The sequence below is a fragment of the Pseudomonas sp. Choline-02u-1 genome (assembly GCF_002836515.1).
Taxonomy (GTDB): domain Bacteria; phylum Pseudomonadota; class Gammaproteobacteria; order Pseudomonadales; family Pseudomonadaceae; genus Aquipseudomonas.
The window spans coordinates 137,750-151,678 of record NZ_PJBC01000065.1; the positions used below are offsets into that span (position 1 = coordinate 137,750).

The 13,929-nt window shown below is 60.9% G+C and carries 13 protein-coding genes and 1 pseudogene; 9 read left to right on the forward strand and 5 right to left on the reverse strand.

Annotated features, from left to right (window positions below; all coding sequences use genetic code 11):
- Positions 1-11: 11 nt before the first annotated feature.
- Both CXF97_RS22130 and CXF97_RS22135 read right to left on the reverse strand, forming a co-directional pair.
- Positions 12-542, reverse strand: a complete 531-nt coding sequence (locus CXF97_RS22130; RefSeq protein ID WP_005792152.1) for a DUF5943 domain-containing protein — start codon at positions 540-542, stop codon at positions 12-14.
- Between the two features lie 78 nt (positions 543-620).
- On the reverse strand, positions 621-1,598 hold the full coding sequence (locus tag CXF97_RS22135) for a dipeptidase (RefSeq protein WP_007962626.1): 978 nt from the start codon (positions 1,596-1,598) through the stop codon (positions 621-623).
- Between the two features lie 231 nt (positions 1,599-1,829).
- On the opposite strand from CXF97_RS22135, the gene CXF97_RS22140 reads away from it, so the two are divergent.
- Positions 1,830-2,231: a lysozyme inhibitor LprI family protein gene (locus tag CXF97_RS22140; RefSeq protein WP_101161784.1), complete on the forward strand. Its 402-nt coding sequence runs from the start codon at positions 1,830-1,832 to the stop codon at positions 2,229-2,231.
- A 47-nt stretch (positions 2,232-2,278) separates the two neighbouring features.
- A complete protein-coding gene (locus tag CXF97_RS22145; RefSeq protein WP_016772815.1) occupies positions 2,279-2,695 on the forward strand; it encodes a DUF3010 family protein in 417 nt (138 codons plus the stop codon).
- A 12-nt stretch (positions 2,696-2,707) separates the two neighbouring features.
- Here CXF97_RS22145 and CXF97_RS22150 read toward each other — a convergent pair.
- A pseudogene (locus CXF97_RS22150) lies at positions 2,708-3,735 on the reverse strand (GlxA family transcriptional regulator).
- Between the two features lie 191 nt (positions 3,736-3,926).
- On the opposite strand from CXF97_RS22150, the gene CXF97_RS22155 reads away from it, so the two are divergent.
- The 6 genes from CXF97_RS22155 to CXF97_RS22185 all read left to right on the forward strand — a co-directional run bounded on the left by CXF97_RS22155 (position 3,927) and on the right by CXF97_RS22185 (position 9,355).
- The gene (locus CXF97_RS22155) at positions 3,927-4,871 is read left to right on the forward strand and encodes a choline ABC transporter substrate-binding protein (protein ID WP_101161054.1); all 945 of its coding nucleotides are present in this window, start codon (positions 3,927-3,929) and stop codon (positions 4,869-4,871) included.
- Between the two features lie 121 nt (positions 4,872-4,992).
- Entirely contained in the window at positions 4,993-5,880 is an 888-nt protein-coding gene (locus tag CXF97_RS22160) for a 3-keto-5-aminohexanoate cleavage protein (RefSeq protein WP_101161058.1), read from the forward strand.
- Positions 5,881-6,009: 129 nt separating this feature from the next.
- Positions 6,010-6,975 (forward strand): L-carnitine dehydrogenase, encoded by a 966-nt coding sequence (locus CXF97_RS22165; protein WP_101161061.1) that lies wholly within the window; start codon positions 6,010-6,012, stop codon positions 6,973-6,975.
- A gap of 134 nt (positions 6,976-7,109) precedes the next feature.
- Entirely contained in the window at positions 7,110-7,586 is a 477-nt protein-coding gene (locus CXF97_RS22170) for a thioesterase family protein (protein WP_101161064.1), read from the forward strand.
- A 21-nt stretch (positions 7,587-7,607) separates the two neighbouring features.
- The gene (locus CXF97_RS22175; protein ID WP_101161068.1) at positions 7,608-8,771 is read left to right on the forward strand and encodes a gamma-butyrobetaine dioxygenase; all 1,164 of its coding nucleotides are present in this window, start codon (positions 7,608-7,610) and stop codon (positions 8,769-8,771) included.
- Positions 8,772-9,091: 320 nt separating this feature from the next.
- Positions 9,092-9,355, forward strand: a complete 264-nt coding sequence (locus CXF97_RS22185) for a hypothetical protein (RefSeq protein WP_008083190.1) — start codon at positions 9,092-9,094, stop codon at positions 9,353-9,355.
- Between the two features lie 89 nt (positions 9,356-9,444).
- On the opposite strand, the gene CXF97_RS22190 is transcribed toward CXF97_RS22185, so the two are convergent.
- Positions 9,445-10,548, reverse strand: coding sequence for a GlxA family transcriptional regulator (locus CXF97_RS22190; RefSeq protein ID WP_101161071.1), 1,104 nt, complete (start codon positions 10,546-10,548; stop codon positions 9,445-9,447).
- Positions 10,549-11,097: 549 nt separating this feature from the next.
- A complete protein-coding gene (locus tag CXF97_RS22195) occupies positions 11,098-12,474 on the reverse strand; it encodes an L-serine ammonia-lyase (protein ID WP_101161074.1) in 1,377 nt (458 codons plus the stop codon).
- Between the two features lie 435 nt (positions 12,475-12,909).
- On the opposite strand from CXF97_RS22195, the gene CXF97_RS22200 reads away from it, so the two are divergent.
- Positions 12,910-13,857, forward strand: a complete 948-nt coding sequence (locus CXF97_RS22200) for a choline ABC transporter substrate-binding protein (RefSeq protein WP_090287010.1) — start codon at positions 12,910-12,912, stop codon at positions 13,855-13,857.
- The last annotated feature ends 72 nt before the right edge of the window (positions 13,858-13,929 follow it).

Below are 13,929 nucleotides of genomic sequence, written 5' to 3' on the forward strand. Positions count from 1 at the left end.
CGGTCCTCGGCTTACAACGGCTTGACGGTGAACAAGCCGTCATCGTGGCCCTCTTCGGAGCCTCCGTAGACTTGTTCAGCCACAGTGCGAATCTTGCTGCCACGGGCTTCGAGGATCTGGTCCATGGCGCCGGCAAACCAGCCGGTGAACATGTAATCGACCTTGCGCCCGACCTTGCCGTAGACATAGACGAATGCCGAGTGCTCGAGCTTGACGCTGGCGGTGCCTTTGTCGAGGTCGATGTCCTGGATCTTGAACAGACCCCAGCCGCGCTGCGACAGGCGCTTCATGTAGTGCTCGAACACTGCGACGCCTTCCAGGCCGTGGCATTCGGCTTCTTTTTCGCACCAGTGCCACGCGGACTTATAGCCGGCCTTGTAGAGGATTTCGGCGTAGGCGTCAGCGCCCAAAACCTCTTCGATGCCCATGTGGTTATTCACGAAGAAGTGCCGTGGCACGTAGAGCATCGGCAGGGCGTCGGAGGTCCAGACACCGGTCTCGCTGTCGACTTCGATAGGCAATTGCGGGGCGATCTTGGCCATGGAAACTTAACTCCAGAAAATTTTGTGTGTTGCCCCCGGCGCGGATGGCCGCGGGAAAGGATTCAGAAGTGCGGCGGCTTATTCGCCCCAAACATCTTTCAAAACGTTCACCCAGTTCTCGCCCATGATCTTGCGCACCACGCGCTCGGAATGGCCGCGCTTGAGCAGGGTTTCGGTGAGGTTGGGGAATTCGCCGACGGTGCGGATGCCCAGCGGGTTGATGATCTTGCCGAAGCTGGTCAGGCGGCGGGCGTAACCCTTGTCGTGGGTCAGGTATTCGAAGAAGTCCTGGCCGTGACCCTGAGTGAAATCGGTGCCGATACCGATGGCGTCTTCGCCGACGATATTCATGGTGTATTCAATGGCTTCGGCGTAATCGTCGATGGTCGAATCGATGCCCTTGGCGAGGAACGGCGCGAACATGGTCACGCCGACGAAACCGCCGTGGTCGGCAATGAACTTCAGCTCTGCATCGGACTTGTTGCGCGGATGCTCTTTGAGACCCGATGGCAGGCAGTGCGAGTAGCAGACCGGTTTTTTCGATTCGAGAATGACTTCTTCGGAGGTCTTTGAACCGACGTGGGACAGGTCGCACATGACGCCGACGCGGTTCATCTCGGCGACAATCTCGCGACCAAAACCCGACAGGCCGCCGTCACGCTCGTAGCAACCGGTGCCGACCAGATTCTGGGTGTTGTAGCACATCTGCACGATGCCAACGCCGAGCTGCTTGAACACCTCGACATAGCCGATCTGGTCTTCGAAAGCGTGGGCATTCTGGAAGCCGAAGAGGATACCGGTCTTGCCCTGCTCCTTGGCGCGACGGATGTCGGCGGTAGTGCGCACCGGCATCACCAGGTCGCTGTTTTCGCGGATCAGTTTCTGGCTGGCAGCGATGTTGTTCACGGTCGCCTGAAAGCCTTCCCACACCGACACAGTGCAGTTGGCTGCCGTCAGACCGCCCTTGCGCATGTCTTCGAACAGCTCGCGGTTCCATTTGGCAATGATCAGACCGTCGATAACGATGCTGTCGGCGTGTAATTCGGCTGGGCTCATCAGGCGTCCCCTTATTGGCGATTCATGCGCCGAATCGTCTGCCGGCGCTTTGGGGCCAGCATATGCCTAGGTGTCGGGGCGACCGGGTGCAAAAACGACAGGGGAATTGCCGAAAGCGTCAATCCGCGACAAAGGGTCGTCAGCCGCCCTCCTCGGCTGGCTGTTCAAGCCAGCGCGCTTGCGCCAGAATCTGCCGCAGCCTGCACCTACCCACGGATTAGAGCGACCCCAATGAAATCGATCTTCCTCGCCCTGGCATTGATTGCGACCGGCGTCCACGCCGCCGAAGAGTCCGAGAACAACCCGTGCGACGCGGTGGAAAACGACATCCAGACCCTGGAATGCTCCGCCTACAGCCGCAGCACCGCCGAAGACCTGCTCAAGGACAACTACGCCAGCCTCAACGAACGCATGCAGGCCGCGTACGGCAAGAACCCGACGCAACTGGCCGACATCACCGCCAAACTGAAAACCGCCCAGCAGCAATGGCTGAAAACCCGCGATGCCGATTGCGCAGTGGAAGCGTTTCCGGCGACCGCAGGCAGCAAAGCGTTCACCATTGCGCAGAACGATTGTGTGGCGCGGATGAGTGATGAACGGTCGGAGTTTTTGGAGTCGATCGGGCAGGATTGAGTGTTTGAGCTGTAAGCTGAACCTCTTAAGCCAGTCTAAGGATTCCCATGAACATCTGCGGCATTGAAATCAAAGGCAGCGAAGCGATCATCGCCGTGGCTGCGCTCGACGGTTCGACCTTGAGCCATGTCCCACTCGCCACGAAAAAGATTGCTCTGGATGACGATGACGAGGCGGCGAACGTGCGGCGGTTCGCGGCGCAGGTGGCGTCGTTTGTGCGCGAGAACTCGGTGGACCGGATTGCGATCAAGAAGCGCAGCAAGAAGGGTGAGTTTGCCGGGGGGCCGACGACGTTCAAGATTGAGGGCGTATTTCAGTTGCTGGATGGTTGTGAGGTGACGCTGCTGTCGCCGCAGACGATCAATGCGCAGGCCAAGAAGCACAATTTCGAGCTGCCGGGGACTTTGAACAAATATCAGCATGAGGCTTATAAAGCGGCGTGCTCGGCGTTGGTGAAAAAGTAACCAAGAGCAAGATCAAAAGATCGCAGCCTTCGGCAGCTCCTGCATTGGAATGCATTTCCCTGTAGGAGCTGCCGAAGGCTGCGATCTTTTGACTTTCAGGCCTGTGCGGTACGCCGATCCTCGCGCGGGCAGCGGGCGAAACGTGCGCGATAACTGCGGGTGAAATAAGACGGTGATTCAAAGCCGCAGGCAATGCTGACTTCCAGCACGCTCATGTCGGTCTGGCGCAACAGCTGCCGGGCCTTTTCCAGGCGCAAGCGCAGATAGAAATTACTCGGCGTATCGTTCAGATGCAGCCGGAACAAGCGCTCCAGTTGCCGCCGCGTGACCTTGATCGACTCCGCCAGTTGCAGCGTGGTCAGCGGCGGTTCGCTGTGCTGCTCCATCTCGCCGATCACCTGCACCAGTTTCTTGTTGCTGATGCCGTAACGCGTGGCGACTTCCATGCGCTGGTGATCCTTGCGCGGGCGGATGCGCCCCAGCACAAATTGCTCGCTGACCTGAATCGCCAGTTGCGGGCCGTGGGCCTGGGCGATCAGGTCGAGCATCAAGTCGATAGAAGCCGTGCCACCCGCCGAAGTGATCCGCCGGCGGTCGATCTCGAACAGCTCCTGGGTCACGCTGAGCTGTGGATAAGATTCCCTGAACGCATCGATCGCCTCCCAGTGCAGGGTCAGGCGATAGCCGTCGAGCAGGCCTGCTTCGGCAAGGACGAAGCTGCCGGTGTCGATCGCACCGAGGGTTACGCCGTCCTTATCCAGCCTGCGCAACCAGTGCTCCAGCGTCGGCGTGATGAACTTCAGCGGTTCGAAGCCGGCCACCACCAGCAAGGTCGCGCCTTTCTTCAGCGGCTCCAGCGCCGCATCGGCGTTGACCGACATGCCGTTGCTCGCCAGTACCGCGCCGCCATCGGCGCTGAGCACATGCCAGCGGTACAACTCGCCGCGAAAGCGGTTGGCCACGCGCAGCGGTTCGATTGCGGAGATAAAGCCGATGGCGGAGAACCCCGGCATCAGCAAAAAGTAGAAATCCTGAGACATGGGCGCACTCGGTTGGCGGGTCGCGTGGAACGTTGATACGCCGTTTGCCGGCGGCATTCAAGCGCGCAGGTCGCTACAGTGCAATTGCCAGTCGCCGCAGTGCGCTTTTACGGGCGCATAGCTGCGTAACTTGGCCTCACCGGTGCGCAGATGCCGGGAACCACAATAATCGAACTGCCGAGGAACCCGACATGAAACGACTGATCAGCAGCTGCGTTCTTGCACTCAGCGGTACCGCTTTCTTCAGCACCGGCGTGATGGCGGCCGAACCGGCGTCCTGCAAGAACGTGCGCATGGGCGTGGTCAACTGGACTGACGTGATCGCCACCAGTGCCATGACCCAGGTCCTGCTCGACGGCCTCGGCTATAGCACCAAACAGACCAGCGCCTCCCAGCAGATCATTTTCGCCGGGATTCGCGACCAGCGCCTGGACCTGTTCCTCGGCTACTGGAACCCGCTGATGACCCAGACCATCACGCCGTTCGTCGAAGCCAATCAGGTCAAAGTGCTCGAAGCACCGAGCCTGAAAGACGCCCGCGCGACCCTCGCCGTGCCGACTTATCTCGCCGACAAGGGTTTGAAAACCTTTGCCGACATCGCCAAATTCCAGAAAGAACTGGGCGGCAAGATCTACGGCATCGAGCCAGGCTCGGGCGCCAACACGCAGATCAAGGCGATGATCGCCAAAAACCAATTTGGCCTCGGCAAGTTCCAGCTCGTCGAATCGAGCGAGGCCGGCATGCTCGCCGCCGTCGATCGCGCGGTGCGTCGCAAGGAAGCCGTGGTGTTCTTCGGCTGGGCACCGCACCCGATGAACGTCAATATCCAGATGACCTACCTGACCGGCAGCGAAGACGCCCTCGGCCCGAACGAAGGCATGGCCACGGTGTGGACGGTCACCGCGCCGAAGTACGCCGAGCAGTGCCCGAACATCGGCCGTCTGCTGACCAACCTGACCTTCACCGCTGAAGACGAGAGCCGGATGATGCAGCCGCTGCTTGACCACAAGGACGCTTTCGAATCGGCGAAGCAATGGCTCAAGGATCACCCCGAAGACAAGCAGCGCTGGCTCGAAGGGGTGACGACTTTCGATGGCAAACCGGCCGCTGAAAATCTGCAACTGACCAGCAAATAACCCCTCGATTGAAGAGCCGCTCACCCTGACCCTCTCCCCAAGGGAGAGGGGAATTTGACGACGCTTCGCAGCCCCGCCACGGGCTGCGAACAGACCCATCACGCCTGAAGGAAAACGCACCATGAACCACGACGTCATCATCACCTGCGCACTTACCGGTGCTGGCGACACGAGCGCCAAAAGTCCACACGTGCCGGTCACCCCGAAACAGATTGCCGCAGCAGCGGTGGAAGCGGCCAAGGCCGGCGCCACCGTCGTGCACTGCCATGTCCGCGATCCGCAGACCGGCAAGTTCAGCCGTGACGTGGCGCTGTACCGCGAAGTCATGGAGCGCATCCGCGAGGCGGACGTCGACATCATCGTCAACCTCACCGCCGGGATGGGCGGAGACCTGGAAATCGGCGCTGGCGAGAACCCGATGGAGTTCGGCCCGAACACCGATCTGGTCGGCCCGCTGACCCGTCTCGCCCACGTTGAAGAGCTGCTGCCGGAAATCTGCACCCTCGATTGCGGCACGCTGAACTTCGGCGACGGCGACACCATTTACGTCTCCACCCCGGCGCAACTGCGTGCCGGGGCCAAGCGCATCACCGAGCTGGGCGTAAAGGCCGAGCTGGAGATTTTCGACACCGGGCATCTGTGGTTCGCCAAGCAGATGATCAAGGAAGGCTTGCTCGACAACCCGCTGTTCCAGCTGTGCCTGGGCATCCCGTGGGGCGCGCCGGCCGACACCACCACCATGAAAGCCATGGTCGACAACCTGCCGGCCGACGCGGTGTGGGCCGGTTTCGGCATCGGCCGCATGCAGATGCCGATGGCGGCGCAAGCAGTGCTGCTGGGCGGCAACGTGCGGGTCGGGCTTGAGGACAATCTTTGGCTGGACAAAGGCGTGCTGGCAACCAATGGGCAATTGGTTGAGCGCGCCACGGAAATCCTCAGCCGCCTCGGCGCTCGCGTGCTCACCCCGGCGGAAGGTCGCAAAAAAATGGGCCTGACCCAGCGCGGCTGATCCCATCACCCATTTCACCTGTAGGAGCTGCCGAAGGCTGCGATCTTTGCCTTTGATTTTTAGAAGCAAGATCAAAAGATCGCAGCCTTCGGCAGCTCCTACAGGGTCCTCGACCATCAGGGAAAACCTATGCGCTTTATCACCGAAATCAAAACCTTCGCCGCGCTCGGCAGCGGTGTCATTGGCAGTGGCTGGGTCGCGCGCGCCCTCGCCCATGGCCTCGACGTGGTGGCCTGGGACCCGGCGCCCGGCGCCGAAGCGGCACTGCGCCAACGCGTGGCCAATGCCTGGGGAGCTTTGGAAAAGAGCGGCCTGGCGCCGGGCGCCTCGCAGGATCGTCTGCGCTTTGTCACCACCATCGAGGAGTGCGTACGCGACGCCGATTTCATTCAGGAAAGCGCCCCCGAGCGGCTGGAGCTGAAACTCGATCTGCACAGCAAAATCAGCGCCGCGGCCAAACCCGATGCGTTGATCGGCTCCAGCACTTCAGGCCTGTTGCCGAGCGAGTTCTATGAGAGCTCGACGCACCCCGAGCGTTGCGTGGTCGGGCATCCGTTCAACCCGGTCTATCTGTTACCGCTGGTGGAAGTGGTCGGTGGCAAACACACCGCGCCCGAGGCAGTGCAAGCGGCGATGCAAGTCTACGAATCCCTCGGCATGCGCCCGCTGCATGTGCGCAAGGAAGTCCCCGGGTTCATCGCCGATCGCCTGCTCGAAGCGCTGTGGCGCGAGGCGCTGCACCTGGTCAATGACGGCGTGGCGACCACCGGCGAAATCGACGATGCGATTCGCTTCGGCGCCGGTTTGCGCTGGTCGTTCATGGGTACGTTTTTGACTTACACCCTGGCCGGTGGCGATGCCGGCATGCGTCACTTCATGGCGCAATTCGGCCCGGCGTTGCAATTGCCGTGGACGTATCTGCCCGCACCGGAGCTTACCGACAAGCTGATCGATGATGTGGTCGATGGCACCAGCGATCAGCTTGGCCGGCACAGCATTTCGGCGCTGGAGCGCTATCGTGATGATTGTCTGCTGGCGGTGCTCGAGGCGGTGAAAACCACCAAAGAGAAGCATGGGATGGCGTTCAGCGAGTAACCATTCAGCAGGTCTGGCCCCTTCGCGAGCAAGCCCGCTCCCACATTGGTGTTGTGAACGACGCAGATCCAGTGTGGGAGCGGGCTTGCTCGCGAAGGCTGCAGTCCCGCCAACATCAACATCGGAGCCGTGCAATGCCCCACCTCACCACCTACCAAACCACCATCATCGCCGACTGGGTCGACTACAACGGCCACCTGCGCGATGCCTTCTACCTGCTGATCTTCAGCTACGCCACCGACGCGCTGATGGATCGTCTCGGCATGGACAGCAACAACCGCGAAGCCAGCGGCCATTCGCTGTTCACCCTCGAACTGCACCTCAATTACCTGCACGAAGTGAAGCTCGACAGCGAGGTCGAAGTGCGTACGCAGATCATCGGCCACGACAACAAACGCCTGCATCTCTATCACAGCCTGCACAAGGTCGGTGATGCGCAGGAACTGGCCGGCAATGAACAGATGCTGCTGCACGTCGACCTCGCCGGCCCGCGCTCAGCGCCGTTCAGCCCCGATACGTTGCATCGCCTGCAAGCCATCGTCGCTGACCAGACCGACCTGCCCGCCCCTGCTTACATCGGCCGCGTGATCGCGCTGCCACCCGCCCGGTAATCCCTTCGATCAGGAGCCGCCATGAATACCGCTGCCGCTGTTGCCGATTTTCGTACTTATCCGTTGATCAGCGCGCTGCGTGGCGTGCAGGGTCTGGCGGATCGCGTTGTCATCGAATGGGCCGACGGGCGTGTCAGCCCGTTTCACCACGTCTGGCTGCGCGACAATTGCCCGTGTGATCAATGTGTCTACAGCGTCACTCGCGAGCAGGTCTTTGAAAGCGTCGATGCCGCCGAGGATTTGCAACCGCTGGCCACGCGCATCGACACCGATGGCGGCCTGCGCCTCGACTGGGAAGACGGTCACCTCAGCCGCTTCGACCCGGGCTGGTTGCGCGCTCACGCCTATGACGACCAATCCCGCGCCGAGCGCCTGGCCGGTAAACCGCAAAACCTTTTGTGGCACAGCGATCTGCAGTTGCCGGTGTTCGAATACAACGCGCTGATGAACGACAACGCTGCACTGCTGCAATGGTTGCTCGCCGTGCGCGACATCGGCCTGACCCAAGTGCGCGGCGTGCCGACCGAGCCCGGCTCGCTGAAATCCATCGCGCAACGGATTTCCTTCATCCGCGAGAGCAATTTCGGCGTGCTGTTCAACGTGCAGTCCAAGGCCGATGCCGACAGCAACGCTTACACCGCATTCAACCTGCCATTGCACACGGATCTACCGACTCGTGAGTTGCAACCGGGGCTGCAATTTCTGCATTGCCTGGTGAATGATGCCGAGGGCGGCGAGAGTGTTTTCGTCGATGGCTTTGCGATCGCCGATGCCTTGCGTCAGGAGGATCCGCAGCTGTTTCAGGCCCTGTGTGAAATCCCCGTGGAATTTCGCAACAAGGACCGGCACAGCGACTATCGCTGCCTGGCGCCAATCATCGCTTTGGATGCGCTGGGCCGGGTGGCGGAAATTCGCATGGCCAACTTCCTGCGCGGGGGGTTCGATACGTCGGTGGCGCAGATGCCGTTGCTCTATCGAGCTTATCGACGCCTTATCGCGATGACCCGCGAGCCGCGGTTTCGGCTGGTGCAACGGCTCAATCCGGGGGAGTTGTGGTGCTTCGATAACCGCCGCACGTTGCATGCGCGCAATGCCTTTGATCCGGCCACTGGGGCGCGGCATTTTCAGGGCTGCTATGTCGATCGGGATGAGTTGTTGTCGCGGATTCTGGTGTTGCAGAGGTAGACCTGTGGGAAGCTGGCTTGCCAGCGATGGCGTCAGCTCGATCAACATCCCGCCCCCTGATTCACAGGCAAAAAAAACTCCGATCAAGCCGTGACAGGATCGGAGCTGAGGAGGGTACTGTTGAGGAGCTGCCAGGCGAGGGTGACCAAACCTTCGTGAAGCGAGCTGGAGCCAGTGTGCCTACTCGCCAAGCCAGTCGATTAGCCGAAAACGACCTGTTCATAGTCGTCCCGGCCACCGCGACAAAACGCCCTTGCCGCGTCCGGTCGGGGCCACCAGAATCGAGCCAAGACCTCCGTTGCCACAGAAGGATTTGCGTGATGATGTACGCCGATTTGATTGACCAGGAAGATCTGTTGGGCCAGCTCAAGGCCTTGGGTATTCAGGTGCCGAGCGGTACCACCGCCGAGCAGGCCTGCGAGTGTGCGGTGCGCGGGCTGGACAACGTGCGCGCCTTTGAACTGCGCAAGATGGTCAAGGACATGTACACCAGTGGCGCGAGCATTCAGCCGGCGGTGCGTCAGGCGATCGACAAGCAGTTGTTGCCGGCACTCGCGGACTATCAGCAAAGTCATAGCGCCTGACAGGTCCTCTTCGCGAGCAAGCCCGCTCCCACATTTGAAATGCATTCCAATGTGGGAGCGGGCTTGCTCGCGAAGAACGATGACTCGGTTTACAGCCTTACGCTGGCAAACGTCGACTCATTACGCGCCTGACTCAACGCCGACATCGGCCCCGACAGCGGTGACATCACGATGGCCTGCGGCAGTGGCAGCATTGCCACTTGCTGGGTGGTGTTGGAGCCGACGCGCTCGTCACGCGGCGGAATGCCGAAATATTCGCGGTAGCACTTGGAGAAATGCGGCGTAGAAACGAAACCGCACACCGACGCCACTTCGATGATCGACATCGGCGTCTGCTTGAGCAGTTGCCGGGCGCGGATCAGCCGCAGCTTCAGGTAATAACGCGACGGCGAGCAGTGCAGGTATTTCTGGAACAGCCGCTCCAGCTGTCGACGCGACACCGCGACATACACCGCCAGTTCATCGAGGTCGATCGGCTCTTCCAGATTGGCTTCCATCAGCGCGACGATTTCCTGCAGCTTCGGCTGGTTGGTGCCGAGCATGTGCTTGAGCGGCACGCGCTGGTGATCCTGTTCATTGCGGATGCGTTCATAGACGAACATTTCCGAGATTGCTGCCGACAATTCGCGGCCATGATCACGGCTGATCAGGTGCAGCATCATGTCCAGCGGCGCGGTGCCGCCGGAGCTGGTGAAACGGTTACGGTCGAGGGTGAACAGGCGTGTGCTCATGGCCACTCGCGGAAACGCTTCCTGCATCGCCGCCAGACATTCCCAGTGCACGCTGCAATCGAAGCCGTCGAGCAGGCCGGCGCAGGCCAGCGCCCAGCTACCGGTACACACCGCGCCAAGCCGCTTGGACTGGCGCGCCTGGCTTTGCAGCCAGGACACATGTTCACGGGTCACGGTGCGTTGAATGCCGACCCCGCCGCAGACGATAACAATGTCCAGTGGCGGGGCTTTGTGCATGGAGGCGTCGGGGGTGATCTGCAGCCCGTCACTGGCCCAGACCTGGCCGCCGTCAACGGTGAGGGGGCTCCAGCGATACAGCTCGCGACCGGACAACTGGTTGGCCATGCGCAGCGGCTCAACGGCGGACGCCAGGGAAATCAGCGTGAAATTGTCCAGCAGCAGAAAGCCGATGGATTGAGGCGCACGGTTCTGGGGTTGGGCCCCGGAGTTGAACGTCGTCATCGCGGTATCTCCTCACACAAAGCGGGTGGTGGCCTCAGGCGGAGGCTCTTGTTATTGCCGGCGTTCTCACAAGGGAAGCAGGCTTTGTTATGACAGAGCAATTGCCATGCCTAAAGTTGGATGGCCATTCAATAACTCCTGAAAACGACCTCGCGACGTGTCTATTCGAGACCTGCGAACAGGGCATTTCGAAGTGCCATCAAGTGTCGAGAACGCCCTGCTCCGCGCTCCGTGAGCAGATCGGTAGCACTTGTGGGAACAGGGCTGGAGCGGTTTTGCAAAGAGTGTCACCGCAAGCACGGTCGATGAACGGTCTGATAGCGACTCATCGGTCACGACTGACAACCACTCTTATCTGATTGCGACGCGCCAAAAGGTGGCGCGGTTGAATTTCGGTGATCGTTTGGTGAGCAGTTTTGACTGGTCTGGCCCCTTCGCGAGCAGGCTCGCTCCCACAGTAGATCTCCAGTGAACACAAAATGTGTGAACCCCAGGGTTCAAATGTGAGAGCGGGCTTGCTCGCGAAGCATTCAACTCGGTGCTGCTGACTCAGCACTCAACCGCACTGACCGCCAACCCGCCCCGCGAGGTCTCTTTATATTTGTCATGCATATCCGCGCCGGTATCACGCATGGTGCGGATCACCCGGTCCAGGGAAATGAAGTGCTGGCCATCGCCGCGCAGGGCCATCTGCGCCGCATTGATCGCCTTCACCGCCGCAATCGCATTGCGCTCGATGCACGGCACTTGCACCAGCCCGCCGACCGGGTCGCAGGTCAGGCCCAGGTTGTGCTCCAGGCCGATTTCCGCTGCGTTGCACAATTGTTCAGGGGTGGCGCCGAGAATCTCCGCCAGCCCTGCCGCCGCCATGGCGCAGGCCGAACCGACCTCGCCCTGACAACCGACCTCCGCGCCAGAGATCGAAGCATTCTTCTTGCACAGAATGCCGACCGCCGCCGCGCCGAGGAAATAGTCGACGACGTTGGCGTCGGTGACTGCCTCGCTGAATTTCATGAAGTAGTGCAGCACCGCCGGGATGATCCCCGCCGCGCCGTTGGTCGGCGCGGTAACCATGCGCCCGCCGGCGGCATTCTCTTCATTGACGGCCAGGGCGAACAGATTGACCCACTCCATCGCGCTCAGGGTCGAGCCGATGACATTGGGCTTATTCAGCTCTTGCAGGCTGCGGTGCAACTTCGCCGCACGCCGCCGCACGTTCAGGCCGCCGGGCAGAATGCCTTCGTGCTTGAGGCCTTGCTCGACGCAATCCTGCATCGCCCGCCACAGCTTCATCAGCCCGGCGCGGATTTCTTCTTCGCTGCGCCAGACCCTTTCGTTGGCCATCATCAGTTCGGCGACGCGCAGGTTGTGCGTTTTGCACAACTGCAGCAGCTCGACCGCGCTGGAGAAGTCGTAGGGCAATTCGGTGCGGTCGAGGTCGACTACACCGCTGGCCGCTTGCGCCTCGTCCACGACAAAGCCGCCGCCGACCGAATAGTAGGTGTCGCGATGCAACTCACCGTGATCCCCCTCGGCAACGAAAGTCATGGCATTGGGATGGAACGGCAGGTTTTCATCGATCAGGCGCATGTCGCGCGCCCAGACAAACGGCACCGCCAGGCTGCCATCCAATAGAAGCGTGTCGGTCTCGCGCAGCGCCTGAATGCGCGGGCCGATCTGCGCCGGGTCAATGGCGTCCGGCCATTCGCCCATCAGGCCCATGATCACCGCGTTATCGCTGCCGTGACCGATGCCGGTGGCCGACAGCGAACCGAACAACTGCACCTCGATCCGGCGCACCTGCTCCAGCTGATGCTTGCCGCGCAGCGACTCGACGAACAGTGCGGCGGCGCGCATCGGCCCGACGGTGTGGGAACTGGAAGGGCCGATGCCGATTTTGAACAGGTCGAAAACGCTGATAGCCATTGCTGCAGAGCTCCTGAGAATACCGGACCGGGCGGCCAAAGCGCCCGCTGGCGGAGCTGCTACGCTCTAGCTGCGATCCGCCGAATGCCGGCATCATCGGGCTTTTGTCGGCGCGCACGGCGTCTGACACCGACGCACTCATGTCCAGCAGCGTCGTTACGGTTTAGCCCCGCAAATGCGCCGTTTTTATGCAGATCAGAAGGCCATCGAGGGCGGAAAAAAGCTGTAAGCGACGTCACCGACACTGGAAGCGACCATCCCTGTACTGGATACGACCCTCCCTGTAGGCGTCAGATTTTCACTGGTACATGATCGGGATGACTCGATTGCAAGGCGCTGCGGTAGAGCTGTCTTCAGAACGCCACCAACCGCAACCCATAAGTGCGGTGGTCCACAGTCGGAACACTGCCAAAAAAAACACCAAGGAGTCCATCCATGAAAGGTTCCCCGTCGTTGTTGTTGGCCGCCCTGCTGAGTCTGCCGTTACTGGCGCAAGCCGCAGAACCGGCCCAGTGCAGCCTCGTTAACTTCTCCGATGTCGGCTGGACCGACATCACCGCGACCACCGCCACCACCTCCGTTGTTCTCAACGCCCTCGGCTACAAGACCAAAACCACCATGATCTCCGTGCCCGTGACCTACAAGTCGCTGGCCGACGGCAAGAACATGGACGTGTTTCTCGGTAACTGGATGCCGACCATGGAGAACGACATCAAGCCGTATCGCGATGCCGGCACTGTCGACACCGTGCGCACCAACCTCAAGGGCGCCAAGTACACCCTCGCCGTGCCGCAAGCCCTGTACGACAAAGGTCTGCATGACTTCGCCGACATCGCCAAATTCAAGAAAGAGCTCGACGGCAAGATCTACGGCATCGAGCCGGGCAACGACGGCAACCGCCTGATCCAGAGCATGATCGACAAGGACGCTTTCGGTCTGAAGACGGCCGGTTTCAAAATGGTCGAATCATCGGAAGCCGGCATGCTCTCGCAAGTCGACCGGGCGCAGAAGCGCGACACCGCCGTGGTCTTCCTCGGCTGGGCACCGCACCCGATGAACAAGCGTTTCAAGATTCAATACCTGACCGGCGGCGACGATTTCTTCGGCCCCGATTTCGGTGCGGCCACCGTGGCGACCAACACCCGCAAGGGTTACGCCGAAGAATGCAGCAACGTTGGTCAGCTGTTGAAAAACCTGGAATTCACCGTCGACATGGAAAGTGAACTGATGGGCAACATCCTCGACGACAAGATGAAGCCTGACGCGGCCGCCAAGGCCTGGCTGAAAAAGAATCCACAGGTGCTCGATACCTGGCTCGCTGGCGTGACCACCATTGACGGTAAACCAGGCCTGGAGGCCGTGAAAGCCAAGCTCGCGCCTTGATTTGAAAGGCACCGCTTATGCCGGGCAGGCGTGCCTGCCCGGGCTGTTAATTTCCTTGCATGCGGACGTTCA